Origin of the sequence: Borborobacter arsenicus, from assembly GCF_003934165.1 — a bacterium.
Classification (GTDB): Bacteria; Pseudomonadota; Alphaproteobacteria; order Rhizobiales; family Rhizobiaceae; genus Pseudaminobacter; species Pseudaminobacter arsenicus.
Map to the genome: position 1 here is coordinate 316,653 of NZ_RKST01000006.1, position 24,383 is coordinate 341,035.

A 24,383-nucleotide genomic window follows, 5' to 3' on the forward strand; every position below is an offset into this window, starting at 1 on the left:
ACAAGGAGGCCGTGATCCGGGCTAGGTTTGCGCGGTCAGCGCAGCGATTATCTTCTCGACCGCCTCGCGGGCCACATCCAGCCCTTGCCCCGTATCGACGATGAAATCCGCCTGCCGGCGTTTTTGCGAATCCGAAACCTGGCTGGCAAGGATCTTGGCGAATTTTTCCTCGCTCATGCCCGGGCGGGCAAGAACACGCTCACGCTGGATTTCGGCCGGTGCACTCACCACGACGACCTTGTCGACGCGCTCGCGGCCGCCCGTCTCGAACAAGAGCGGTATGTCGAGGACAGCGAGCGGAGCGCCGGCAGCGCGATGGCGCGCCAGGAAAGCATCCGCATCCGCCCGCACCAGCGGATGAATGATCGATTCGAGCTTCTTCAACGCCTGCGGATTGCCGATGACCTGCCGGCCGAGTGCTGCCCGATCAACCACGCCATTGGTGACCGTGCCGGGAAATGCCTGTTCCACCAACGGAGCCGCGGCACCGGCATAAAGGCGATGCACGGTCTCGTCCGAATCATGGACCGGGACGCCCGCCTCCGCGAACATTTTCGCCGTGGTCGATTTGCCCATGCCGATCGACCCGGTCAGTCCCAGAACGATCATGCCGCGCCCCCGAGATCGGCGACGATCATGTCGCGCAACTCAGAGCTGACCTGCGGACGCTGGCCGAACCATCGGTCGAAGCCCGGCACCGCCTGGTGCAGCAGCATGCCGAGCCCGTCGACCGTCTTCAGGCCTCGTGCACTCGCGGCAGCCAGCAGCGGCGTTTCGAGCGGCACATAGACGATATCGGTCACGACAGCGTGGGCCGGCAGAAGCGACACATCGACGGGGCTTGTCTCATCGCCGTCCGCCATGCCGAGCGACGTCGTATTGACCAGCAGCCCGCAATCGGAAAGCAGCTCGCCGACAGCTGGCAAGGGGTGAGCGGAAATGCCATCACCGAAATGATCGGCCAGTTCGACGGCCCGCGATACGGTGCGGTTGACGATGCGGATATCGCCCAAGCCTCTCTTTTTCAGCGCATGGACGATAGCGCGTGAGGCCCCACCGGCGCCAAGCACGACCGCGACATTGCCGCTGCCCCAGCCCGGCGCATATTCATCCAGATTGGCGGCAAAGCCATAGGCATCTGTATTGCCGCCCCATAACAATCCGTCTTCCAGCCAGAGTGTGTTGACGGCGCCGATAGCTTCGGCCGCCTCGTCCCGCCGGTGGGCGAGGGTAAATGCTGCCTCCTTGTGCGGAATGGTGACATTGCCGCCCGCAAACCCTGCCTGCGACAGCCCCGCCAGAAAGCGAGCAAAGTCGCCAGGCGCGACGTCTATCGCTTCGTAAGAACCGTCTATACCGAGTTCGTTCAACCAGTAGCCGTGGATTTTCGGCGACCTCGAATGCTTGATCGGATGGCCGCAGACAAAGGCCTTCTTCCGGCGCTCAGCCATCGAGCGCTCCATATTCGCGCAGGGCCGCAAGCAGCGGCAGCAGCGGCAGGCCGACAATGGTGAAGTAGTCGCCGTCGATCTTTTCGAATAGCTGGATGCCCTCGCCTTCGATCTGATAGGCCCCGACGCTCGCCAATGCCTTGTCGCCGACACGGGCGAGATGGCGCCCGATAAAGGCCGGGTCGAGTTTGCGCATCGTCAGCCTGGCAATGCTGACATCGCGCCAGAGCGTTTCGCCGTCACGTGCCAGCACCACGGCACTGTTGAGCTGATGGGTCTTGCCCGACAGCGTGAGCAGGTGGCGGCGCGCTTCCTCCTTGTCGCCCGGCTTATGAAAGACGCGGTCGCCCAGCGAAAGGGTCTGGTCGCAGCCGATGACCAGCGCACCGGGGTTTTTCTCGCTGATATTGAGCGCTTTCGCTTCGGCAAGGATCAGCGCTACATCCTCGGGCGTCGCACCGCTTCCCTCCAGCGGAGCCTCGAGCGCCCTTTCATCGACATCTGCCGGCACCGCATCAAAACCGATCCCGGCATTTGCCAGCAGCGTTTTGCGAAACGGGCTTCCCGAAGCCAGTATGATCCTGTCCGTCATTCGTCTCCCCGAGCGTGGTTTCCTCGCCTGGAGCAAGATGATTCTCCTTGAATCACCATCTCACCCTAAGTCATTGTTTTTGGAGCATGATCTTGTCCGAAAAGTCTGCAACTTTTCGCAGACGCGGACCTTCGGTTCGGGATCATGCTCTAACGCGTCTTGTTGCGCAGGGCAACGATGGCCGCGGCGGTTTCCTCAATCGAGCGCCGGCTGACATCGATCATCGGCCAGTTGTGGCGCGTGCAGATCTGGCGGGCATAGGCCAGCTCCTCATTGATCATCGCGCGATCGACATAGCCCTGGGCATCATAGCCGGGCATGGTGCCCAAGATTCGGTTCTGGCGCACATGCGAAATGCGCTCGGCAGTGGCGACGAGCCCGACGATCAAAGGCTTTTTGGCATACACCAGATTTTCCGGCAAAGGCACGCCGAGAACGATCGGAATATTGGCGGTCTTGATGCCACGATTAGCCAGGTAGATGCTGGTCGGCGTCTTGGAGGTACGCGAAATGCCGATCAATATGATGTCGGCCTCGTCGAGATCAGTCGGCAGCTGCCCGTCATCATGTTCCATGGTGAAGTTCAGCGCGTCGATCCGCCGGAAATAATCGGCATCGAGAACGTGCTGGGCACCGACGCGGCGGCCGGCGGGCGTGCCGAGATAGGATTGGAACACTGACAGCACCGGTTCGAGTACGGAGACGCAAGGCAGCCCCATCTCCGCTGCGCGTGCATCGATGCGACTGGCAAGGGCCTGGTCGACGAGCGTGTAGAGCACGATGCCAGGCTGTTCCTCTATGTCGTCGAACACCTTCATCAACTGCTTCTCGGTGCGGATCAGCGGATAGATATGCTCGATCGCCCGCGCGTCCTTGTATTGCGCTGCGGCCGCGCGGCCTGCGGCCAGAAGCGTTTCGCCGGTGGCATCCGAAATGAGGTGAAGGTGGAAGAAGCTCTGGGGTTTATTCACAGCGGTGGCCTGTATCTGTGGGCTGATGTGGACAAAAGGCACATTTTTTCCAGCCGCCCGATATGGGGTGTATCGGTGGGCAGGTTGTCCACAATCTGAGCTCCTGTCAGCTTCTTTCGCGCAGCTTGGACGATAATGGGGACAAGTTGAGAAGCCTTATGCTTGTCCACCGCGCATGGAAATGGATTGATGCCACCAAACCCATGTAATTCATGACTTATTTAGGACAATCCCCCGAGTTTTCCAAAGTGCGATGAAAAGAGCGCGACAATATGCTGTGTGGCTGAAAGCGACGATCTCGGGATAAGTCATAATTCCCGATTCCAACAGAGTCTAAGAATCAGAAGACTCTTTTCTTAGAAATTATATTTATAGAAAGAGCCGCGAGGGATAACGCTCCATGCACGAAAAGCGCATCATGCTGAATGTCCTGAAAGGACAGACGGCATTCCCGCCCCCGATCTGGATGATGCGGCAGGCGGGGCGATATCTTCCCGAGTATCGTGAGGCAAGGAAGAAGGCCGGGAGCTTTCTGGATCTTTGCTACAATCCTGATTTCGCGGTGGAAGTGACATTGCAGCCGATCCGGCGTTTCGGCTTCGACGCCTCGATCCTGTTTTCAGACATTCTCGTGGTTCCGCACGCACTTGGCCGCAACCTTCGCTTCGAGGAAGGACGCGGGCCGGTGATGACCCCGATAGAGGCTCATGAGATTGGAAAGTTGGACGGGTCGCGCTTCCATCAGCATCTTGCACCTGTCTACGAGACCGTGCGGCGATTGCGTGCCGAGCTCCCGGAAGCCACGACGCTTATCGGCTTTTGCGGCGCGCCCTGGACGCTTGCGACCTATATGATCGCCGGGCATGGCACACCCGAGCAGGCGCCGGCGCGGTTGTTCGGTTATCGTAACCCGCAGGCCATGGAACAGCTGCTTTCGACCCTTGCCAGCCATTCGGCCGAATATCTGATCCGCCAGGTCGATGCCGGCGCCGACGTGGTGCAGATATTCGACAGCTGGTCCGGCGTCCTTGATGAAGCCTGTTTCGATGCCTTCTGCGTCAAGCCGGTGGCCGAGATCGTCAGGCGGGTGCGCAAGGCCCATCCGGACGTGCCGATTATCGGTTTTCCCAAAGGTGCGGGAGCCCGCTACGACCGCTATCGCAAGGATACGGGCGTCACGGGGCTTGGGCTCGACTGGACGGTCCCGCTTGCGCAGGCAAAGGCGCTGCAGGCAGAGGGAGCAGTGCAGGGCAATCTTGATCCGCTGCGCCTGGTGGCCGGTGGCCGGGCTCTCTCCGAAGGCGTGGATGCCATTTTGAAGGCGTTGGGATCGGGGCCGCTGGCGTTCAATCTCGGCCACGGGATCACGCCGGAAACGCCGATCGATCATGTCGCGGCAATGGTTGCGCAAGTGAGAGGATTTGACGGGCGATGAGCAATGCCAATGAGCAGCTATCATCCAGCGGCGGGCGGGCGGCCAAACGCGCGGCCATTGCCATTCTTGTCTTTATCCTGCTGACGGCAGCGCTGTTTTATCTCGACCCGGAAAACTTCTATCCCTGGGCCAAGGCAATCCATATCATTGCGGTCATCTCCTGGATGGCCGGCATGCTCTATCTGCCCCGGCTCTTCGTCTATCACGCCGATGCCGAGCCTGGCTCTGCACAGTCCGAAACCTTCAAGGTAATGGAACGCAGGCTTTTGCGGGTCATCATCAATCCGGCGATGGTGATCACCTGGGTATTCGGCCTGTGGCTGGCCTGGAAGGGCTTTGGATTTTCGGGCGGCTGGCTTCACGCCAAGATTGCCGCTGTCCTTGCACTGTCGGGCGTGCATGGCTATTTCTCGGCTGCGGTTCGCAAATTCGCCGAGGATCGTAACCGGAAACCGGCAGGTCACTGGCGGATGGTCAACGAAATACCGACCGTTCTGATGATCCTAATCGTCATCCTGGTGGTGGTGAAGCCGTTCTGAATTTTATCGCCGGCCGTGAAAGGCTTCTTGCGCTTTGGCCTGCCGGCGGATAAAAGACGGGTCTTCCTTTCCGCTAAGCGTTGTCCCCCTTTCTTTCGAGCACGCTCGGCAACTTATCGCATCCGCCGATATTTTTTTCCCATTATAGCCAGAGTCCGTCCATGCAGGAAATGAAACTCCAGGAGTTCAAGAACAAGAAGCCGACCGATCTCATCGCGTTTGCCGAGACGCTCGAGGTCGAGAACGCCAGCGTCATGCGCAAGCAGGAGCTGATGTTCGCGATTTTGAAGAAGCTTGCGGCTCAGGATGTGGAGATCATCGGCGACGGTGTGGTCGAGGTGTTGCAGGACGGCTTCGGCTTCCTGCGCTCGGCCAATGCCAATTATCTGCCCGGCCCGGACGACATCTATATTTCACCTTCGCAGATACGGCGTTTCTCACTCAAGACCGGGGACACGGTAGAGGGACCGATCCGTAGCCCCAAGGAAGGCGAGCGCTATTTCGCCCTGCTGAAGGTCAACACGATCAATTTCGACGATCCGGAGAAGATTCGCCACAAGATCCATTTTGACAATCTGACGCCGCTTTACCCGACCCAGCGGCTGAAGATGGAAGTCGAGAACCCGACCACCAAGGATATTTCGCCGCGTGTGATCGATCTGGTGGCGCCGCTCGGCAAGGGCCAGCGCGCCTTGATCGTGGCGCAGCCGCGCACCGGCAAGACCGTTCTGCTGCAGAATATCGCGCACTCGATCACCACCAATCACCCGGAATGCTACCTGATCGTCCTGCTGATCGACGAGCGGCCGGAGGAAGTCACCGACATGCAGCGCTCGGTCAAGGGCGAGGTCGTGTCCTCGACATTCGATGAGCCGGCGGTGCGTCATGTGCAGGTTGCCGAGATGGTCATCGAGAAGGCCAAGCGCCTGGTCGAGCATGGCCGCGACGTGGTCATATTACTGGACTCCATCACCCGCCTCGGCCGCGCCTACAACACCGTCGTGCCGTCCTCCGGCAAGGTTCTGACCGGCGGTGTCGACGCCAATGCGCTTCAGCGCCCGAAGCGTTTCTTCGGCGCCGCCCGCAATATCGAGGAAGGCGGCTCGCTGACAATCATTGCGACCGCGCTGATCGATACCGGCAGCCGCATGGATGAAGTGATTTTCGAAGAGTTCAAGGGTACCGGCAATTCCGAAATCGTGCTCGACCGCAAGGTTGCCGACAAGCGCATCTACCCGGCGATGGACATTCTGAAGTCCGGCACCCGCAAGGAAGATCTCCTGGTGGCCAAGCAGGACCTGCAGAAGATATTCGTGCTGCGGCGTATCCTTGCGCCGATGGGAACGACGGATGCGATCGAGTTCCTGATCGACAAGCTGAAGCAGACGAAGACGAATGCAGACTTCTTCGACTCGATGAATACCTGATTACTGAAGCATGTCTCCCGAAAGTGGGAACCGGTTTCGGGAGACATGCGTAAAAACAAGGGGCTAAAGCGCGTCAAGCGAACCTGAAAAGATCGCGACGTGCTTTAGAGCCGTTCTGATTTAACCGGAATCGAGGAACGGCTCTAAACTTTTGTTTTGGCCGCATTTCCGGACGCAAAACCGTTTCACACTTTTGCTGGTAATGCTCTAGCGGCGTAGCGCCCGCTCCAATTCCTTCGGGTCTGTAATCACGGGCAGGCAGGTCCGGCCGGTGCATAGGAAGGCGCCGGCCTTGTCGGTCGGGGGAAGGGCGCCATCCGCCAGGCTTGGCAGGGCTGAACTTGCACCGAGTGGAATCACGATATCGACGCGGCGGGGGTCTGGCGATCGATTCGCTGCCGGAACGAACCTTGGTTTATCGGCGTCCTCGACCATCACCAGTTTCATGGGGCTGGCGGCCAGCGCGCCGGCATTTATGATACCCGCTTGCCCATATTGCTGACTGGCCGCGCGCCCCGCCGCATATTCGGCGATGCGCCAGGCTTTCAGATGCAACTCGGTATCGCCGAGGGCATTGGCCAATCTGGCGGCTGCCTCGATGATCTGGCCGGTGGCCGAGGGGATCGCCTCATCAACATCGCCGCGAATTCTGATCGGCACATCGGTGCTGTCCGAGGCGGACAGATAGTAGCCACTCCGTTCGTCGTCTTCGTGCCATTTGTCGAGATTGGCCATGAATGAGATTGCATCTTCGAGATAGCGGCGCTCGGTGGTGGCTTCGAACAGGGCGACAGCGGCGTTGCCCATCGCCGCGTAATCGCTGGAAAGAGCGGGATAAAGCCGGCGCGTGCCCAATATGGAATGGGGGAGCCTGCCATCGGCGTCGCGGCAATCGAGAATGAACCGATAGGCACGGCGGGCCGCATCAACCCAGTCGTTCCTTGAAAATGATCTTCCGACTTCCGCCAAAGCGGTGATTGTCAGGCCGTTCCAGTCCACCAATGCCTTGTCGTCCCGCCCGGGGCGAATGCGCCTCTCGCGGACGGCAAGCAGGTTCCGTTTGATACGAATGACTTCATCTGCCTGGGGCCGTGATGACTGCGAAGGAGACCGGTGAACGATCGGCTTGCCTTCCCATCCTTGCGGCTTAGTAAGAGTGAAACTATTGAAAAATAAGGAAGAATCTTGTTCCAGAATAGATTCGATCTCCTCCCTGTTCCATGTGTAGAACAAGCCTTCCTCGCCGTCGCTGTCGGCGTCGAGGCTCGAAGCGAAGCCCCCGCCTTCGACCGTCATTTCACGCAGAAGCCATCCGACCGTTTCTTCGATTCGTATCCGAAACAATTCATCGCCGGTTGCCGCATAGGCCCAATTGGCCATGCGTAGCATTTGTGCATTGTCATAGAGCATTTTCTCGAAATGCGGCACCAGCCATTCGGCATCCGTGGAATATCGGGAAAGCCCGCCGCCTATATGGTCATATATGCCGCCACCGAGCATATGGCGCAGACTGGTGATGACCGCGTCGCGGTGCGCCTCATTGCCGGTTTGCAGCCAGCTCAGCCAGAGGGTCTGCATAAGTGGGGCGTTTGGAAACTTGGGAGCGCCACGCAAACCACCCAGATCATGGTCGATCATGCCGAATATTCCCATTGCAAGACTATCCAGCATGCCTGCCGGATTGGCCGAACCTCTCAGGGGGCCGGCCAGCCGGCTTTCCACGTGAATCCTCAACGCTTCCGAACTCTTGGTGATGTCCTCCCGCTTGGCGTTCCAGGCGGCTGCGATGGCTTCCAGGACCTGGATGAAGCCCGGCCGGCCATATTTGGATTCTTTCGAGAAATAGGTTCCGCCCCAGAAAGGCTTGGCATCCGGTGTCAGGAAGATCGTCAGCGGCCAGCCGCCCTGCTCGCCCATTGCAGTCAGGGCCGCCATATAGATCTGGTCGATATCGGGCCGTTCTTCCCTATCCACCTTGATGTTGACGAACAGACGGTTCATCACCGCGGCAACTTCGGGGCTCTCGAAGCTTTCATGCGCCATGACGTGGCACCAGTGGCAAGCGGCATAGCCGATGGAAAGCAGGATCGGGCGATCAAGTTCCTTGGCCTCGGCCAGGGATTGCGGCGACCATGAACGCCAGTGAACCGGGTTGTGGCTATGTTGGCGCAAATAGGGACTGGTTTCGTCCGACAGCAGATTTTCCGGGGGCAGTGGCACGATCAGCCTCATCATTATATGGACTTCCTAACCTAGGGCGCAGCGAGGTAGCGGGCAATGATATTCCAGGATTCGATCGTAGCGCTTTCCAGTGGTCGGTTGCCGTCAGGTGTGGCGGTTGTGCGTCTGTCGGGACCAGCGACGCGCCAGGTCTTGGAGGTGATCTGCGGGCGACTTCCTCAGCCACGCCTGGCGCAGTTCGGCACATTTCGAAGAGCCGATGGCACCCCCCTGGATGCTGGCCTGACGCTGTTCTTCCCTGGCCCGAACAGTTTTACCGGCGAAGACATGGTCGAGTTTCACGTCCATGGCGGCCGTGCCGTTGTGGCGGCGATGCTGGAGGCGATCGTCGGGTTCGATGGTGTCCGCCATGCCGAGCCTGGGGAGTTTACCCGCCGCGCGTTTCTCAACGGCAAGGTCGACTTGTTGAAAGCCGAGGCGTTGGCCGATCTGGTCACGGCCGAGACTGAATCCCAGCGCCGCTTTGCGCTGCTCAATTCCGGCGCACAATCGGCCCTTTACACGGATTGGCGCCAGCGGCTGATCTTTGCGCGCGCGATGATCGAGGCCGAAATGGATTTTTCCGACGAGGCTGATGTGCCGGGGGCAGTGGGCTCGACCGTTTGGGCGGATGTCCAGAAAATGATATCCGAGATCGGCGCGCATATGGATGGATACCGGCAGGCTGAGATCATTCGCGATGGCTATGATGTCGTCATTCTGGGGGCGCCGAATGCTGGTAAATCGAGTCTGCTCAATGCGCTAGCTCGACGGGATGCAGCTATTGTAACGGATGAGCCGGGAACCACCCGCGATCTTGTCGAAGTCGTTCTCGACCTGGACGGGGTGAAGGTAAGGCTGACGGATACCGCAGGCATCCGCGAAGAGGCCGGCAGGGTGGAGCAGATCGGTATCGACAGGGCACGGGACAGGGCGCGGGGAGCCGACCTGATCCTTCACCTTGTCGACCTCAACGATCCCCAGGCGATTACCGGTGTCTCCACGGAAGCGAGGCGGCTGATGGTAGGAACAAAAAGCGATATCGCGCCATGCTCTGGCCTTGGCTCGACCTACGACCACATTATCTCGGTCACGAGCGGTTCAGGGGTGAACGAGCTTTTGGACAGCATAGGTGACTACGCGGCGGAAGCTGCCGGAAACGCCTCTGATATACTGCCGTCCCGCCAACGACATATTGAACTGCTGCGCAAAACCTCCGATTTCATGAAGGCGGCCCTGGAAGCACCGAGCGAAGCGGCAGAGATCAAGGCCGAATATCTTCGCTTGGCGGCCGATCAGCTTGGGCGCATCTCGGGCGCCATTGATCCGGAGGATCTACTGGACGTCATTTTCTCGCAATTTTGCATTGGCAAATGACTCACGTGAAACATCAGGCCGTAAAATGACTCACGTGAAACATTAGGATGGGCAGGAAAATTCGTTTCACGTGAAACATTATCATTCTGGCCGGACTTGACGCGGCAACCAAATCGGCACATGGCTCAGCCTATTCCGGAGCGACGAATTCGATGAATGCAGACTACGATGTTATAGTCGTTGGTGGCGGGCACGCCGGTTGCGAGGCAGCCAGCGCCGCGGCGCGCTATGGCGCGCGCACGGCGCTTGTCACTCTGCAGGCTTCAACCATCGGTGCCATGTCGTGCAACCCTGCGATCGGCGGTCTGGGCAAGGGGCATCTGGTGCGCGAGGTCGACGCGCTCGATGGCTTAATGGGACGGGTGGCGGATGCTGCAGGCATACAGTTCCGGTTGCTCAATCGCCGCAAGGGCGCCGCGGTGCGCGGCCCGCGCACGCAAGCCGACCGAAAACTCTACAGGCTGGCAATGCAGGCGGCTCTGGTCGAGCAATCAGGCCTCGATATCATCGAGGATGAAGTCTCCGATCTCGAAATCCAGGAAGGCCGTCTTTCTGCTGTTCAATTGGCGAGCGGGCAGAAACTTCGCTGCGCCGCCGTGGTTTTGACCACGGGTACCTTTCTGCGTGGCCTTATCCATATCGGTGAACGGAAGTTCACTGCCGGCCGGATGAATGAAAAAGCCAGCTTCGGCTTGTCGGAGACGATGACGCGCGCCGGCTTCACACTGGGACGGCTGAAAACCGGAACGCCACCCCGGCTGGACGGCCGCACCATTGCCTGGGCGGGCCTTGATGTGCAGTCGGCCGATGATGAGCCGGCACTTTTCTCCCTCTTGTCGGACAAGGCAGTCAATCCGCAGGTCGATTGCGGCATAACGCGAACCACAGCTGCCACGCATGAACTGATCCGGCAGAATCTCGGACGGTCAGCCATGTATTCCGGCTCCATCGAGGGGATCGGGCCACGCTACTGCCCCTCGATCGAAGACAAGATCGTCAAGTTCGGCGACCGTGACGGCCATCAGATATTTCTTGAGCCGGAAGGGCTCGATGACGATACGGTCTACCCGAACGGCATCTCGACTTCCTTGCCGGAAGATGTACAACTCGGGATCCTCAAGACCATTCCGGGGCTGGAACAGGCGAAAATGCTGCAGCCTGGCTATGCGATCGAATATGATCATGTCGATCCGCGCGAACTCCTGCAGACACTTGAGACGCGCCGGATACAAGGCTTGTTCCTGGCGGGTCAAATAAATGGAACCACCGGCTATGAGGAGGCGGCCGCGCAAGGTCTCGTTGCCGGGCTGAATGCAGCCCGGAAAGCAGCTAGCGAAGACGGCATCACCTTCAGCCGCACCGGGGCCTATATCGGCGTGATGATCGATGATCTCACCAGCCGCGGCATCACCGAGCCCTATCGAATGTTTACGTCACGTGCGGAATTCCGCCTGTCGCTGCGCGCGGACAATGCAGACCAGCGCCTGACGCCGAAGGCGATCCAACTCGGGATCGTTTCGCAGGAGCGGCAGCGGCGCTTCACCCTGGCCAATGACAATCTGACACGTGCGCGCAGCCTCGCCCTATCATTGCAGGTGACGCCAAATGAGGCGCGACGCCACGGATTTGCCATCAATCTGGATGGCGTTCGCCGGTCGGCCTACGATCTCCTATCTCGTGCGGAGATGTCGGTGGAAAGGCTCACGGCGATCTGGCCGGAACTTGGACAGTTGGACGAGAAGACTGTCGAAGCGCTTGAAATCGAAGCGCATTATGCGGTGTATCTCGAGCGGCAGAACAATGACGCCACCCTAATCCGCCGGGAGGAGGAAAGGCTTATCCCGCCGGATATGGATTTTTCCCATGTGCCCGGCCTTTCCAACGAGATGAAGCAGAAGCTGCTGAAGCGGCAACCTCGTTCCGTTGCCGATGCCCAAAGAATCGACGGCATGACGCCGGCGGCGCTGGCAATCATCGTCGCCCATGTCCGCAACCATGAATCCGACCTGGCCCGTCGAGGCGCGGCGTGAATTCAGATCAGTTCGAGCAGTTGCGCACGGTCGCCGGACCTGTTTCACGTGAAACTTTCGACCGGCTGATTGCCTTTCAGGCCGTCTTCGAGAAATGGGCGCAGCGCATAAATCTGGTGTCGCCGTCGACGCTTCCGGAGGTCTGGCAGCGCCATATCCTCGATAGCGCCCAGCTCGCGCGTCTCCAGCCCGAGGCGAAATATTGGGTCGATCTCGGTTCCGGCGGGGGCTTTCCCGGGCTCATCCTGGCATTTCTGCTGGCCGAGCGCGCCGGTGCAAGCATCGCTCTCATTGAGAGCAACAGGAAAAAGGCAGGTTTCCTTCAGGCGATAATCGGCGAATTCTCATTGCCGGCTCGCGTCCACGCCAAGCGAATCGAGGATTGCTGGGGCCTGGTTGAGAATGTGGAAGTGGTGACGGCACGGGCGCTTGCGCCACTGCCGCTGCTTTTGCGCCTTTCGGTGCCCTGGCTGAAGCAGGAAGCCCGCGGCTTGTTCCATAAAGGACGGGATTACCGGACCGAAGTGGAAGAAAGCGCTAAACTGTGGCGATTCGAGCTGATAGAACATCGAAGCGTGATCGATCCGCAGAGCGTGATTCTCGAAATCGATGCATTGCGTGACGCATAGCAACGTTCGATGCCGATGGACGAAAGACCAGGTCAAGAAGCGTGATCATGAGAGCCGGCCCCCGCATCATCACCATCGCCAACCAGAAGGGCGGCGTTGGCAAGACCACGACAGCCATCAACCTGGCGACAGCGCTGGCGGCCATCGGCGAGCGCGTGCTGATCGTCGATCTCGATCCGCAAGGCAATGCCAGCACCGGGCTTGGGGTCGATCGTCACGAGCGCATGGTTTCTTCCTATGACGTGATCGTCGGTACGACGACGCTCGATGATGCCGCCATGCCGACCGCCGTGCCGGGCCTGTCAATCGTGCCGTCGACGCTCGACCTTCTGGGCGTCGAGATGGAGATTGCCGGATCGCCGGATCGCGTTGTCCGGCTGCGCAATGCGGTGCATGCATCGTCAGTGAAAACCAACGCATTCTCCTATATCCTGATCGATTGCCCGCCCTCGCTCAATCTCCTGACCATGAATTCCATGGCCGCAGCGCATTCGGTTCTCGTGCCGCTGCAATGCGAGTTTTTCGCGCTTGAGGGCCTCAGCCAGTTGCTGGCGACCGTCGAGCAAGTGCGCGCGGCGCTCAATCCCGATCTGACGATCCAGGGGATCGTGATGACCATGTATGACGGCCGCAACAATCTCGCCAATCAGGTGGTGGAAGACGTTCGCGCCCATATGGGGGAGAAGGTCTATGAAACGGTCATCCCGCGCAATGTGCGGGTATCCGAGGCACCGTCGCATGGAAAGCCGGCGATACTCTATGATTTGAAGTGTTCGGGAAGCCAGGCCTACCTGCAGCTTGCTTCGGAAGTCATCCGGCAGGAACGCAAGCTGCGGGCAGCCTGAACCATTGGCATGTAACGATCGGACCCTCCCATGAACGAAGATCTTTCCAGAAGGCGTTTGGGACGCGGACTCGCCGCCCTTATCGGCGAGATGGACAAGCCGGCAGCACCGGCGCAGCAGCCCATATCCTCCGACCGGAACGTGCCGATAGAATTCGTTTCGCCAAATCCGAAGAATCCACGGCGAAATTTCGGGGATGCCGAACTCACCGATCTTGCGCAATCGATCCGTGAGCATGGCGTGGTGCAGCCGGTAGTTGTGCGGCCGGCGGGCGCTGCGGGCCACTATGAGATTATCGCCGGCGAACGGCGTTGGCGTGCCGCCCAGCGCGCAGGCCTCGTCGAAATTCCGGTGATCGTGCGCGATGTCAACGACCGCACGGCGCTTGAACTGGCCATTATCGAGAACGTCCAGCGCACTGACCTCAATCCGGTGGAAGAGGCGCTCGGCTACCAGCAGCTAATAGATGAGCACAGCTACACCCAGGCCGATCTCGGCCAGGTGATCGGCAAGAGCCGAAGCCATGTCGCCAATACGCTGCGGCTGTTGAAGCTGCCCGACGTCATCCGCGACATGCTTGTCGATGGCGAGTTGTCGGCCGGCCATGCGCGCACATTGGTTGGCGCCGCCGATCCGGCGGCGCTTGCCAAGCGGATCGTGGAGGAGGGGCTTTCCGTGCGCCAGGCGGAGGCCTTGGCCCAGCTTCCCCCAGAAAGTATCCACGAGGTCAAGGCATCGGCCCCTGTCGAGAAAGATGCCGATACGCTGGCGCTGGAGAAGCTGCTGTCGGATGTAACCGGCATGCGGATAGCCATCGCCCACAAGAACAAGGGCGGCGAAGTGCGGATCGCCTATAAGACCTTGGAACAACTGGACGATTTGTGTCGGCGCCTTAAAAGCTGAGGGATAGTTAGCCGGCGTTCTTTCTGCGCTGGCTTTCGATTGCGATGCCAAGCAGAGCCTGACGGGCGATGGAATCTGCAAGGTCGGCCCTTTGCCGCGTCTGCAGGATTGCCTGCTGGAGGCGCGCAAGAGCCCGTGTCAGCGCGTCGCCATTCCAGCGCATCAAGGCGCCTTCGACAATTTTTCGGCGTGAAAAAAAGATCGGCGGCCTGGCCGAGGCAACGACTTCCGAGGCGCTACGTGCCCCATTGTCGAGTGCAGCGCGCATGAGCTGAAGCGCCTGGAATTGCCGCATTGCCGCCGCAAGGCATAGAAAGGCTTGGGTGCCCGCCCGCGCCTGGCGCATGAAGATGGTGTCGAATTCCTCGACCTTTCCTTCCAGGATCGCATCGACGGCGTCATCGAAAGTAAGGCCGGAGGCGTCGCCGATGGCAGCTCTGACGTCGTCCAATTCGACCTTGCTGTTGCCCGCGGCATAGAGAACGAGCTTCTGGATTTCGCCGCGCGAAGCTAGCCGATCGCCGCCGAGATTCCGGCGCAGAGCTTGGCGTGCCTCTAGGGTGATGGTAAGGTCGGCCTTCTGCAATTCCTCGTCGATAAGCCCGTCGATGCCTTTTGCTTCGTCGGCGTAACAAGGCAGCGCCATGCCGCAATCGCTGTTTTCGATTGTCGTGCGCAGGGCGGCTCCCTTCTTCAACTCGGCGGCTTCGATCAGGATAAGGGCATCCTTGGGTGGTTCGGCACAAAGCGCCTTGACATCATTGGCCAGCGCCTTCTGTCCTGTGGCGTTGCGGACCCATAGAAGGCGGCGCGCGGCAAACATCGGCACGGTGCGGGCTTCGTCAAGCAGGCGTCCTTCGTCGCGATCGACCTCGGTTCCTTCGAGGCGAACCACGGAAAAGGGGTCGTCCAGTGGCAGACCGGTGCGCAGGGCGAATGCGCGGGCGCGCTCGGTCACCAGGCCGCGGTCTGGGCCGTAAAGGAGAACGATTGCAGCCTGCGAGCTTGGCCGCGCCAGCCACGAATCGACCTCATATGCTTTCTTCTGTGCCATGGAAGTCAGGTAGCATGGTGCTGCGGTAGGAAAAACCCGCAAGTAAGGCGTGTGATGCAGCGGGCAATGGCCGGCGATAAAAAGGAGGCCCGGCGAACCGGGCCTCAAGGCGTGACCGCCTTCCGGCAGGTCACGACGGGAACCATGCTTCGTCGCAGCGCCTAGGCGTGATAGGCGACCTCGCCATGCGACGACAGGTCGAGGCCTTGCGATTCAGCCTCTGCCGATGGGCGCAGGCCGATGATCGTGTCGACGAGCTTGTAGAGAATGGCCGAGCCGATACCGCACCAGAGAATGGTGACGAGAACGGCAAGGATTTGGGTCGAGACCTGGCCGGCCATGGTCACGCCTTCGGCATAGCCGATGCCGCCGAGGGAGGCTGAGGCGAAGATGCCGGTGCCGATCGCGCCGACCATGCCGCCGACGCCATGGATGCCGAACACGTCGAGGCTGTCGTCATATCCGACCCTGATTTTCACCACGGTGACAAAATAATAGCAAACCGCGCTGGCTATGGCGCCGAGCACGATGGCGCCGATCGGCCCGACCAGACCTGCAGCGGGCGTCACCGCCACCAGGCCGGCAATCATTCCCGAGGCTGCGCCCAGCATGGAGGCCTTCTTGCGGGTCAGAGCTTCCAGACCCGCCCAGGCGATGATTGCGCCGGCGGTGGCGGTGAAGGTGTTGATCATGGCGAGTGCTGCCCCGCCGGTGGCCTCAAGGTTGGAACCGGCATTGAAGCCGAACCAGCCGACCCACAATATGGAGGCGCCGACCATGGTGAGCGTCATGGAATGCGGCGCCATGTTGTCGCGGCCATAGCCGTTGCGCTTGCCTACCAGCACCGATCCGACGAGGGCAGCGATACCGGCATTGATGTGGACCACGGTGCCGCCGGCAAAATCAAGCGCGCCCCAACCGAAGAGAAGGCCGCTTGAATCCCATACCATGTGGGCGATCGGGAAATAGACGAAGGTGACCCAGAGGGCGACGAACAGGATGACTGCCGGAAACCGGATGCGCTCGGCAAATGCGCCGACGATCAGGGCTGGGGTGATGCAGGCAAAGGTCATCTGGAAGCAGACGAAGACCAGTTCCGGGATGACCACGCCATCAGTGAAGGTTGCAGAGGTGGTTTTCGGCGTCACCCCGGCGAGGAACAGCTTGGCCAGGCCGCCCCAATAGGGGCTGGTGCCACCGCCAAAGGCGAAGGAGTAGCCATAGGCAACCCAGATGACGATCACCATGGCGACGATCATCGTGCATTGCATCAGTACCGACAGCATGTTCTTGGCCCGCACAAGACCGCCATAGAACAGGGCCAGGCCGGGCAGCGCCATGAACAGCACGAGGATGGTCGAAACCATCATCCATGTGGTGTCGCCTTTGTCGGGCAGCGGAAGGGCAGCCGGCGCGGGTTCCTGCGAAAAGGCTGAAATTGTGCCGAAAACGGCAAGGAGCAAATTACCCAGAAGGGCTGCAGGAACAGCCTTCTTGAGAATGGATGGAAAAGTCATTGAAATCTCCATGGGGGATGGGCCTGACCCGCTCAAAGCGCGTCGCCGTCTGTTTCGCCGGTACGGATGCGCACAGCCTGGTCGAGACCGAAGACGAAGATCTTGCCGTCGCCGATCTGGCCGGTCCTTGCCGCGTTGGTGATCGCTTCGATGGCCGACGTCACCATCTCGGTGATCACGGCGACCTCGATCTTGACCTTGGGCAGGAAACTGACGGCGTATTCGGCGCCGCGATAGATTTCGGTGTGCCCTTTCTGCCGCCCATAGCCTTTGACTTCGGTGACGGTCAGGCCCTCTATGCCGACCGAGGTGAGCGCTTCGCGCACCTCGTCCAGCTTGAATGGCTTGATGATTGCCATCACGATTTTCATGAGATTGACCCCTTGCTGCTGCGGAGCTCCGCGATTGCATGGCTTTGCCGGACGGCTTGAGGCGCGTCGGAAAGTATCAGGGGTTATTCAAGCTCCGTGCCAGTTTCTCAGCACGACTATAAGCCATTGGAAATAAAAGAAGAAAAATCCAACCGGCGAGGGGCTGGCTGGCGAAAGGTCCAACTGCCTGCCTTCAAATTAAGCAGATTTGAAAAAGTGCCTAATCTGCGGGCTGCTGTCGCAGGCGGATCAAGCCTTCCTGCGCCACCGAGGCGATCAGCGTGCCGTCGCGCGCATAGAGCGCGCCGCGCGTGAAGCCGCGTCCGCCGGATGTCGAAGGGCTGTCCTGCGTATAGAGCAGCCAATCGTCGATCGAATGCGAGCGGTGAAACCACATAGCGTGGTCGAGGCTTGCCGCCTGGATGTCCTGATCGAAAACCGCGCGGCCATGGGCGAAGGTGGAGGTGTCGAGCAGTGTCATGTCCGACAGATAGGCAAGCACCGCCGCCTGGGTGGCGCGATCCTCCGGCACCGGGCCGGTGGTGCGTATCCAGATGTTCTGGCGCGGATCGAGCTTCTCGCGGCTGGTATAGTGCTTGAGCATGATCGGTTTCATGTCGACGGGCCGGTCGCGTTCCCAATAGCGGCGAATGCCGGGTGGCACCGCGTCTCCAAACTTGGCTATGAGGTCCTGCTGGGTTCCGAGCGTATCGGGGTCCGGTACGTCAAGCGGCATGGGTAACTGGTGATCGAGCCCGGCTTCGTCGATCTGGAACGAGGCTTCCAGCGAGAAGATCGCCTGGCCATGCTGGATGGCGACGACACGACGGGTGGTAAAGCTGCCGCCGTCGCGGATGCGGTCGACCTCATAGAGGATCGGCACCTTGGTGTCGCCCGGTCGCATGAAATAGCCGTGCAGGGAGTGGACATGCCGGTCTGCGGCAACCGTGCGCTGGGCGGCAACCAGCGCTTGCGCTATGGTCTGGCCGCCGAAGACACGCTGCCAGTCCAGTTCGGGGCTGCGACCACGATAGAGGTTGTGTTCGAGCTGCTCGAGGTCGAGAATGGCGAGAAGTTCCTGCATGGCAGCGGACATTTTTTCGGACCTTTTCGAAGCGAAAGTTGACCAGGTTTTTCCGGCACAACAGCCGGGCAAGTCAAGGCAAAGCGCAACGCGCAAAGACGGAGACGGACGATGGCTGCAAACGAAACCTTTGCCAAAGAACAGCTTACGCTCGATGTCCTTATTGCAGGAGCCGGCTATGTCGGGCTGGCGGCCGCAGTTTCGCTGAAGCAGGCCCGCCCCAGCCTGCGGGTGGCGATCGTCGATGCGGCGCCGGAAGGTGTGTGGGAGCGCGATACACGGGCCTCCGCCATCGCTGCCGCAGCCTGCCGCATGCTTGGCCGCCTGGGCTGCTGGGAGGAGATCCTGCCGCGGGCGCAGCCGATCACCGACATGGTCATCACCGATTCGCGCACGGCAGACCCGGTCCGGCCGGCCTATCTGACCTTTGACGGCGAAGTGGCGCCGGGCGAGCCGTTTGCCCATATGGTCGCCAACCGCGTATTGAACGGGGCCCTGCGCCGCCGCGCCGGCGAACTTGGCATCGACATCATCGAGGGCGTGGCGGTGAGGGCCTTCGAGACCGGCAGCGCAAAGGTCGCCATCCATCTGGCTGACGGTACGTCATTGGATGCGCGGCTGTTGGTGGCTGCCGACGGCGTCAATTCGAAGCTGCGCGACATGGCCGGCATCAAGACGGTGAGATGGGAATACGGCCAGTCCGGCATCGTCTGCACGGTGGCGCATGAGCGCCCGCATAATGGCCGTGCGGAAGAACATTTCCTGCCTGCCGGACCCTTTGCCACCTTGCCGCTGACCGGCAATCGCTCCTGCATCGTCTGGACCGAACGCACCGCCGATGCCGAGCGGCTGATCGCCAGCGACGAGCTGATATTCGAAACCGAACTCGAACAGCGCTTCGGGCTGAAGCTCGGCGAAATCCGCGTGGAGGACAAGCCGCGCGCCTGGCCGCTGGGGCTGATGCTCGCCCGCGCCTTCGTCGCCCCGCGCTTCGCCCTTGCCGGGGATGCCGCACACGGCATCCATCCGATCGCCGGGCAGGGCCTCAATCTCGGCTTCAAGGACGTCGCTGCCCTTGCCGAAACCGTCGTTGAAGCGGATCGCCTCGGCCAGGACATCGGCGCGCTGGACGTGCTGCAGCGCTATGAGCGCTGGCGGCGCTTCGATACGGTGCAGATGGGCGTTACCACCGACGTGCTCAACCGGCTGTTTTCCAATGATTTCGGCCCGATTCGTGCCGTGCGCGATATCGGGCTCGGTCTTGTCGACCGCATGCCGCGGATGAAGGAATTCTTCATCCGCCAGGCTTCGGGTCTTGGCGGCGACGTGCCGCGGCTTCTCAAAGGAGAGGCGTTGTAGAAAAACAAATATGCAGGATATATGTTTTTGCGTTATGAACGCCTATAGCTGAAGCCAGTTTTGACAAGAAGGAGAAGGCCATGAATCGCACTGCCACAGCCAATTGGTCGGGTAGCTTGACGGAAGGAAAGGGCACGCTCGATACGCAGAGCGGCGCTTTTGCCAAGACTCCTTATTCCTTCAAGGGTCGTTTCCAGGACGAAAGCGGCAAGTCCGGAACGAATCCGGAAGAGCTGATCGCGGCGGCGCATGCGGGATGCTTTGCCATGCAGCTTTCGCATTTCCTGGCGGAAAACGGCACGCCGGCCGAGAATCTCGAGGCCAAGTCGGTGGTGACCTATGGTCCCGCTGCCGGTGGAGGCTTCGAGATCACCGAGAGTGCGCTGACACTGGTCGGAAAGGTCCCCGGGATCGATCAGGCCAAGTTCAAGGAACTGGCCGACAAGGCCAAGGCGGGATGTCCGGTTTCCAAGGCACTTGGTGCGATCAAGGTCACGCTCGAAGCCAGACTGGCGTAACCTTTCACTGAACGAAAAGCAGTGCCGGCGGCGAGCACCGGGATTACGGCGCTCGCCGACAGGCACGGATATCTCCGTCAGCTTGGCCGGGCGGCCATGGCAACTTCGCAATCCAGCGCCTGGATGTCGCGCCCTATGGCGGCGATGGCAACGATCTTGCCGTCCTTCTTGTAGCCGATCATGCAATCGCGCTTCTCGATGTTGCCGTCGATCTCGATGTCGTCCCACGACCTTGCATAGCCGACATAGCGGATCGAGACATCATAATGCGCGCTCCAGAAGAACGGCACCGATCGGAAGGGTTGCGGTGTGCCGAGCATGTTTTCGGCCGCCCGCTGGCCGTGGCGCTCGGCCACCACCCAGTGCTCCACATGCCGCGTCTCGGCGGTGGCCGCGTCCTGCCACTGCGCGACGTCGCCGGCTGCAAATATGCCCGGGATGCTGGTTTCCAGATTTTCATTGACCACGATGCCGCGATCCGTGGCGAGACCGGCTTCCTTCGCCAAAGTGATGCGTGGCTTCACGCCGACACCGACGATGACCAGGTCGGCATCGACCACCTGGCCACTGTCCAGCGTGACCGATTGCTCGTCGATGCGCGTCGCGGTGGTCTTGAGGTGGAAGACGACGCCATTCTGCTCATGCAGGGAGCGAATGAAATCGCCGAGTTGCGGACCGAGCACCTTCTCCAGCGGGCGTGCATCCGGCGCTACGACGTGAACGTCGAGGCCCCGCGCACGCAGCGCGGCGGCGGTTTCAAGCCCGATGAAGCCGGCGCCGAGAATGACCGCCGCCTTCGCTTTTTGCGTGCCGCGGATGATCGCCCGGCTGTCGGCGAGCGAGCGCAGCACGAAAACATTGGCCCGGTCGGCGCCTGGAATCGGCAATCGTATCGGTTCCGCGCCGGTGGCGATCAAAAGCCGGTCGAACGGGAAGCTGCTTCCATCGGCGGTGAAAACGGTGCGGGCACCGGTATCGATGCGCGAGGCAAGCGTCTGCAATTGCAGGTCGATCCCCTTCTTCGCGTAATATTTTTGCGAGCGCAGCGGAATCCATGCCTCCTCGGCGGTGCCGGCCAGATAGTCCTTGGACAAATTGGGCCGGTCATAGGGTGCATCGCTGTCGGCACTCAGCATGGTCAGTTCGCCTGCGAAGTTTCGGCGCCGCAGCATTTCGGCGGCGGCAAATCCCGCCGCTCCACCGCCGATAATGACGATCCTTTGCGGTTGGTCAGCTGTGACGCGCTCCGGGGCGGTGGCTGCCTCCCGTGCTAATTTTTCCGTCACGAAAACCTTGTCGCCTCGCTGCTCCACCTTCCAGCAGCTCAAGGCATCGAATGCAGGCGCCTGGAGGGCTTCCCCGGTTCGGAGGCTGAAGCAGGCATGGTGCCAAGGGCAGCGGACCGTATCACCCACCACGATGCCGTCGCCGAGCGGCGCGGAGTAGTGCGTGCAGGCCCCGCCCACCGCAAGCAGGTCTTCGCCCACCTGCGCCAAAAGCACCGATTCGCCCGCGACATGGCCGCTGAGCGATTTCCTGTTCGCGAAGGTCGCCAGCGGAACGCCGAGGGTAAGGTCGGGGCCGAGATCCTGATTTTCCTGCGAAGCCATTGCGGCTCTCCTTCATTTTGCCGGCATCAGCTGATCCAGGTGCCGTCCCAGCGGTTTGACGTTCGCGTCAGGCAAAGGTTCCCAAGTATCCAGGCTTGCTGGAAACGAAAGCCGAAATTCCTTGGGCTGGCCGCGCCGCAGGCAAAAGTGTAAACCCATTGGTTCAAGGGTGCTACGACCATTGACATCGCTCGTGCCGTCCTTCACCTCGGATATCGATACCCCTTGCAATGAGGCTGCCGGCAATGACCGGATATTTCTCCACTCCCTTCCCTCGCCGCCACTCGGTCGGCGTCGATGTCGGCGGCGTCACGGTTGGGGGCGATGCTCCGGTGATTGTCCAGTCGATGACCAATACCGACACCGCCGACATCGATCAGACGGTGGCGCAGGTCGCGGCGCTTCACCGGGCGGGCTCGGAAATCGTCCGCATCACCGTTGATCGCGACGAAAGTGCTGCCGCCGTCCCGGCCATCCGGGAGAGGTTGGAGCGTCTCGGCATCAATGTGCCGCTGGTCGGCGATTTCCACTATATCGGGCACAAGCTTCTGGCCGATCATCCGGCCTGCGCCGAGGCGCTGGCGAAATACCGCATCAATCCCGGCAATGTCGGCTTCAAGGATAAGAAGGACAAGCAATTCGCCGCGATCGTCGAAAAGGCGATCTTCTATGACAAGCCGGTGCGCATCGGGGTCAATTGGGGCTCGCTCGATCAGGAACTGCTGACCCGCCTGATGGACGAGAACCAGGCCAATGGCTCGCCGCTGACGGCGCAGGAGGTGATGCGCGAGGCGATCGTGCAGTCGGCGCTGCTGTCTGCCGAAGCAGCCGAGCAACTTGGTCTTGGGCGCGACAAGATCATCCTGTCGGCCAAGGTCAGCCAGGTGCAGGACCTGATTGCGGTCTATACGATGCTCGCCGAACGTTGCGACCATGCGCTGCATCTCGGGCTCACGGAAGCGGGGATGGGGTCGAAGGGCATCGTCGCCTCCTCGGCGGCGATGGGCATCCTGCTCCAGCAGGGCATAGGCGACACGATCCGCATTTCGCTGACGCCGGAGCCCAATGGCGACCGCACGCGCGAGGTCCAGGTGGCGCAGGAATTGCTGCAGACCATGGGCTTTCGCCAATTCGTGCCGATCGTCGCCGCCTGTCCGGGCTGCGGACGCACCACTTCGACGGTGTTCCAGGAACTGGCGCAGAACATCCAGGAGGGCATTCGCAAGAACATGCCGGAATGGCGCAAGAAATATCCCGGCGTGGAAGAACTCAAGGTCGCGGTGATGGGCTGCATCGTCAATGGACCGGGCGAATCCAAGCATGCCGATATCGGCATATCGCTGCCCGGCACCGGCGAAATGCCTGCCGCTCCGGTTTTCATCGACGGCAAGAAGGCGATGACGCTGCGTGGGCCGGACATCGCCCAGGATTTCGAGAAGATGGTCGCCGACTATATCGAGCAGCGTTTCGGGCGCGGTGGCGGCAAACAGGCTGCCGAGTAGCACAATGCGCGGCCTCGCAATTGCGGCGCTGCTCCTTCCTCTTGCGATCTGGAGCGGTTCGGCCATGGCCGAACCGCCTTCCGCCCCAGAACCGGTCACGATCGACCGCGTCTGCGATCTGATCGAGACGAATGCGCTACGCCATGGCGTGCCGCGCGCCTTCCTAGCCCGGCTGATCTGGAAGGAAAGCCGCTTCGATGCAGATGCGGTGAGCCCGGCGGGCGCGGAAGGTATCGCGCAATTCATGCCCGGCACGGCCAAGCTGCGCGGCCTTGCCGATCCTTTCGACGTGGAGCGGGCGATCGCGGCCTCGGCCGAATATCTTGCCGAGTTGAAAGCGGGCTTCGGCAATCTCGGCCTTGCCGCCGCAGCCTATAATGCGGGCGAGAACCGCGTGACCCGGTGGCTTGCGTCCGGCGGCTTCCTGCCGCTCGAGACCGAGGACTATGTGCTCGACATAATGGGCGAGCCGGCCGACAATTTCACCGATGTCGCCTATGCCGGCACGGTGCATCCGCTGGACAAGGACAAGAGCTTTTCGGAAGCCTGCCGCCAGTTGCCGGTGCTGCAGGCGGCAACGATTGCCATGGCCAGCATCAACATCAAGCCCTGGGGCGTGCAGGTTGCCGGCAATTTCCGCCGCGCGGCGGCAATCAAGCAATGGCAACGCCAGAAGGCACGGTTTCCGGCTCTGCTGCGCGACTACGATCCGGTTGTCAGCCGGGTGCGTACGCCGATCGGGCGGCGTGGTGTCTATGCAGTCAGGATCGGCGTCGATGCCAGGGCAGATGCCGATATCATCTGCCAGAAACTGCGCGGCGCAGGCGGAGCGCATTGCCTCAAGCAAAATGTTACCGATAGTGTTGATGCTCCAGCTGGGATGGCCATGGATCGCTGTTCCGGTTTGGGGGACGGATGGCGGGGCTCAGCATGGCGACACGGTCGGAAC

Annotated in this window: 21 protein-coding genes and 1 pseudogene; 12 read left to right on the plus strand and 10 right to left on the minus strand. The window is 60.8% G+C overall.

What is annotated here, in order from left to right:
* Positions 1 to 21: 21 nt before the first annotated feature.
* From coaE to EET67_RS12195, 4 genes are all read right to left on the minus strand, one after another.
* The gene (gene coaE / locus EET67_RS12180; protein ID WP_128626441.1) at positions 22 to 609 is read right to left on the minus strand and encodes a dephospho-CoA kinase; all 588 of its coding nucleotides are present in this window, start codon (positions 607 to 609) and stop codon (positions 22 to 24) included.
* Positions 606 to 1,451, minus strand: coding sequence for a shikimate dehydrogenase (locus EET67_RS12185; RefSeq protein ID WP_128626442.1), 846 nt, complete (start codon positions 1,449 to 1,451; stop codon positions 606 to 608). The genes coaE and EET67_RS12185 overlap by 4 nt, the downstream gene beginning before the upstream one ends.
* On the minus strand, positions 1,444 to 2,043 hold the full coding sequence (locus tag EET67_RS12190) for a Maf-like protein (RefSeq protein WP_128626443.1): 600 nt from the start codon (positions 2,041 to 2,043) through the stop codon (positions 1,444 to 1,446). Before EET67_RS12190 ends, EET67_RS12185 begins: the two co-directional genes overlap by 8 nt.
* A 149-nt stretch (positions 2,044 to 2,192) precedes the next feature.
* Entirely contained in the window at positions 2,193 to 3,014 is an 822-nt protein-coding gene (locus EET67_RS12195) for a pyruvate, water dikinase regulatory protein (RefSeq protein ID WP_128626444.1), read from the minus strand.
* A gap of 400 nt (positions 3,015 to 3,414) precedes the next feature.
* Between EET67_RS12195 and hemE the strand changes: the two genes are divergently transcribed.
* The 3 genes from hemE to rho all read left to right on the plus strand — a co-directional run bounded on the left by hemE (position 3,415) and on the right by rho (position 6,415).
* Entirely contained in the window at positions 3,415 to 4,449 is a 1,035-nt protein-coding gene (gene hemE / locus EET67_RS12200) for a uroporphyrinogen decarboxylase (RefSeq protein WP_128626445.1), read from the plus strand.
* Positions 4,446 to 4,988, plus strand: coding sequence for a protoporphyrinogen oxidase HemJ (gene hemJ / locus EET67_RS12205; RefSeq protein WP_128626446.1), 543 nt, complete (start codon positions 4,446 to 4,448; stop codon positions 4,986 to 4,988). The genes hemE and hemJ overlap by 4 nt, the downstream gene beginning before the upstream one ends.
* 161 nt (positions 4,989 to 5,149) lie before the next feature.
* Positions 5,150 to 6,415: a transcription termination factor Rho gene (gene rho, locus EET67_RS12210; RefSeq protein ID WP_128626447.1), complete on the plus strand. Its 1,266-nt coding sequence runs from the start codon at positions 5,150 to 5,152 to the stop codon at positions 6,413 to 6,415.
* Positions 6,416 to 6,622: 207 nt separating this feature from the next.
* Here rho and EET67_RS12215 read toward each other — a convergent pair whose 3' ends face one another.
* Positions 6,623 to 8,650, minus strand: coding sequence for a thioredoxin domain-containing protein (locus EET67_RS12215; protein WP_245450877.1), 2,028 nt, complete (start codon positions 8,648 to 8,650; stop codon positions 6,623 to 6,625).
* A gap of 42 nt (positions 8,651 to 8,692) precedes the next feature.
* Here EET67_RS12215 and mnmE point away from each other — a divergent pair, with 42 nt between their 5' ends.
* The 5 genes from mnmE (at position 8,693) to EET67_RS12240 (ending at position 14,419) form a co-directional block, all read left to right on the plus strand.
* Positions 8,693 to 10,012 carry a tRNA uridine-5-carboxymethylaminomethyl(34) synthesis GTPase MnmE gene (gene mnmE, locus EET67_RS12220; protein ID WP_128626448.1) on the plus strand — a complete coding sequence of 440 codons (1,320 nt, stop codon included), beginning with the start codon at positions 8,693 to 8,695 and terminating at the stop codon, positions 10,010 to 10,012.
* A 152-nt stretch (positions 10,013 to 10,164) separates the two neighbouring features.
* Positions 10,165 to 12,042: a tRNA uridine-5-carboxymethylaminomethyl(34) synthesis enzyme MnmG gene (mnmG, locus tag EET67_RS12225; RefSeq protein ID WP_128626449.1), complete on the plus strand. Its 1,878-nt coding sequence runs from the start codon at positions 10,165 to 10,167 to the stop codon at positions 12,040 to 12,042.
* Positions 12,039 to 12,671 carry a 16S rRNA (guanine(527)-N(7))-methyltransferase RsmG gene (rsmG, locus tag EET67_RS12230; RefSeq protein WP_128626450.1) on the plus strand — a complete coding sequence of 211 codons (633 nt, stop codon included), beginning with the start codon at positions 12,039 to 12,041 and terminating at the stop codon, positions 12,669 to 12,671. The genes mnmG and rsmG overlap by 4 nt, the downstream gene beginning before the upstream one ends.
* Before the next feature lie 47 nt (positions 12,672 to 12,718).
* Entirely contained in the window at positions 12,719 to 13,516 is a 798-nt protein-coding gene (locus EET67_RS12235) for a ParA family protein (protein WP_165899877.1), read from the plus strand.
* 30 nt (positions 13,517 to 13,546) lie between these two features.
* Positions 13,547 to 14,419, plus strand: coding sequence for a ParB/RepB/Spo0J family partition protein (locus EET67_RS12240; protein WP_128626451.1), 873 nt, complete (start codon positions 13,547 to 13,549; stop codon positions 14,417 to 14,419).
* Positions 14,420 to 14,426: 7 nt separating this feature from the next.
* On the opposite strand, the gene holA is transcribed toward EET67_RS12240, so the two are convergent.
* The 4 genes from holA to EET67_RS12260 all read right to left on the minus strand — a co-directional run bounded on the left by holA (position 14,427) and on the right by EET67_RS12260 (position 18,457).
* Complete coding sequence (gene holA / locus EET67_RS12245; RefSeq protein ID WP_128626452.1) at positions 14,427 to 15,473, minus strand: DNA polymerase III subunit delta; 1,047 nt, start codon at positions 15,471 to 15,473, stop codon at positions 14,427 to 14,429.
* A gap of 161 nt (positions 15,474 to 15,634) precedes the next feature.
* On the minus strand, positions 15,635 to 16,990 hold the full coding sequence (locus EET67_RS12250; RefSeq protein ID WP_128626453.1) for an ammonium transporter: 1,356 nt from the start codon (positions 16,988 to 16,990) through the stop codon (positions 15,635 to 15,637).
* A gap of 32 nt (positions 16,991 to 17,022) precedes the next feature.
* Complete coding sequence (locus tag EET67_RS12255) at positions 17,023 to 17,361, minus strand: P-II family nitrogen regulator (RefSeq protein ID WP_128626454.1); 339 nt, start codon at positions 17,359 to 17,361, stop codon at positions 17,023 to 17,025.
* Between the two features lie 220 nt (positions 17,362 to 17,581).
* Entirely contained in the window at positions 17,582 to 18,457 is an 876-nt protein-coding gene (locus EET67_RS12260; protein ID WP_128626455.1) for an acyl-CoA thioesterase, read from the minus strand.
* A 99-nt stretch (positions 18,458 to 18,556) separates the two neighbouring features.
* Between EET67_RS12260 and EET67_RS12265 the strand changes: the two genes are divergently transcribed.
* Positions 18,557 to 19,804 carry a ubiquinone biosynthesis hydroxylase gene (locus EET67_RS12265; protein ID WP_128626456.1) on the plus strand — a complete coding sequence of 416 codons (1,248 nt, stop codon included), beginning with the start codon at positions 18,557 to 18,559 and terminating at the stop codon, positions 19,802 to 19,804.
* An 80-nt stretch (positions 19,805 to 19,884) separates the two neighbouring features.
* Positions 19,885 to 20,322, plus strand: coding sequence for an OsmC family protein (locus EET67_RS12270; protein WP_128626457.1), 438 nt, complete (start codon positions 19,885 to 19,887; stop codon positions 20,320 to 20,322).
* A 77-nt stretch (positions 20,323 to 20,399) separates the two neighbouring features.
* On the opposite strand, the gene EET67_RS12275 is transcribed toward EET67_RS12270, so the two are convergent.
* Positions 20,400 to 21,932 carry an FAD-dependent oxidoreductase gene (locus tag EET67_RS12275; RefSeq protein ID WP_128626458.1) on the minus strand — a complete coding sequence of 511 codons (1,533 nt, stop codon included), beginning with the start codon at positions 21,930 to 21,932 and terminating at the stop codon, positions 20,400 to 20,402.
* 245 nt (positions 21,933 to 22,177) lie between these two features.
* On the opposite strand from EET67_RS12275, the gene ispG reads away from it, so the two are divergent.
* Positions 22,178 to 23,434, plus strand: a complete 1,257-nt coding sequence (gene ispG, locus EET67_RS12280; protein ID WP_128626459.1) for a flavodoxin-dependent (E)-4-hydroxy-3-methylbut-2-enyl-diphosphate synthase — start codon at positions 22,178 to 22,180, stop codon at positions 23,432 to 23,434.
* Between the two features lie 4 nt (positions 23,435 to 23,438).
* Positions 23,439 to 24,284 (plus strand): annotated as a pseudogene (locus EET67_RS12285) (lytic transglycosylase domain-containing protein); the annotation flags it as partial.
* Positions 24,285 to 24,383: the final 99 nt, after the last annotated feature.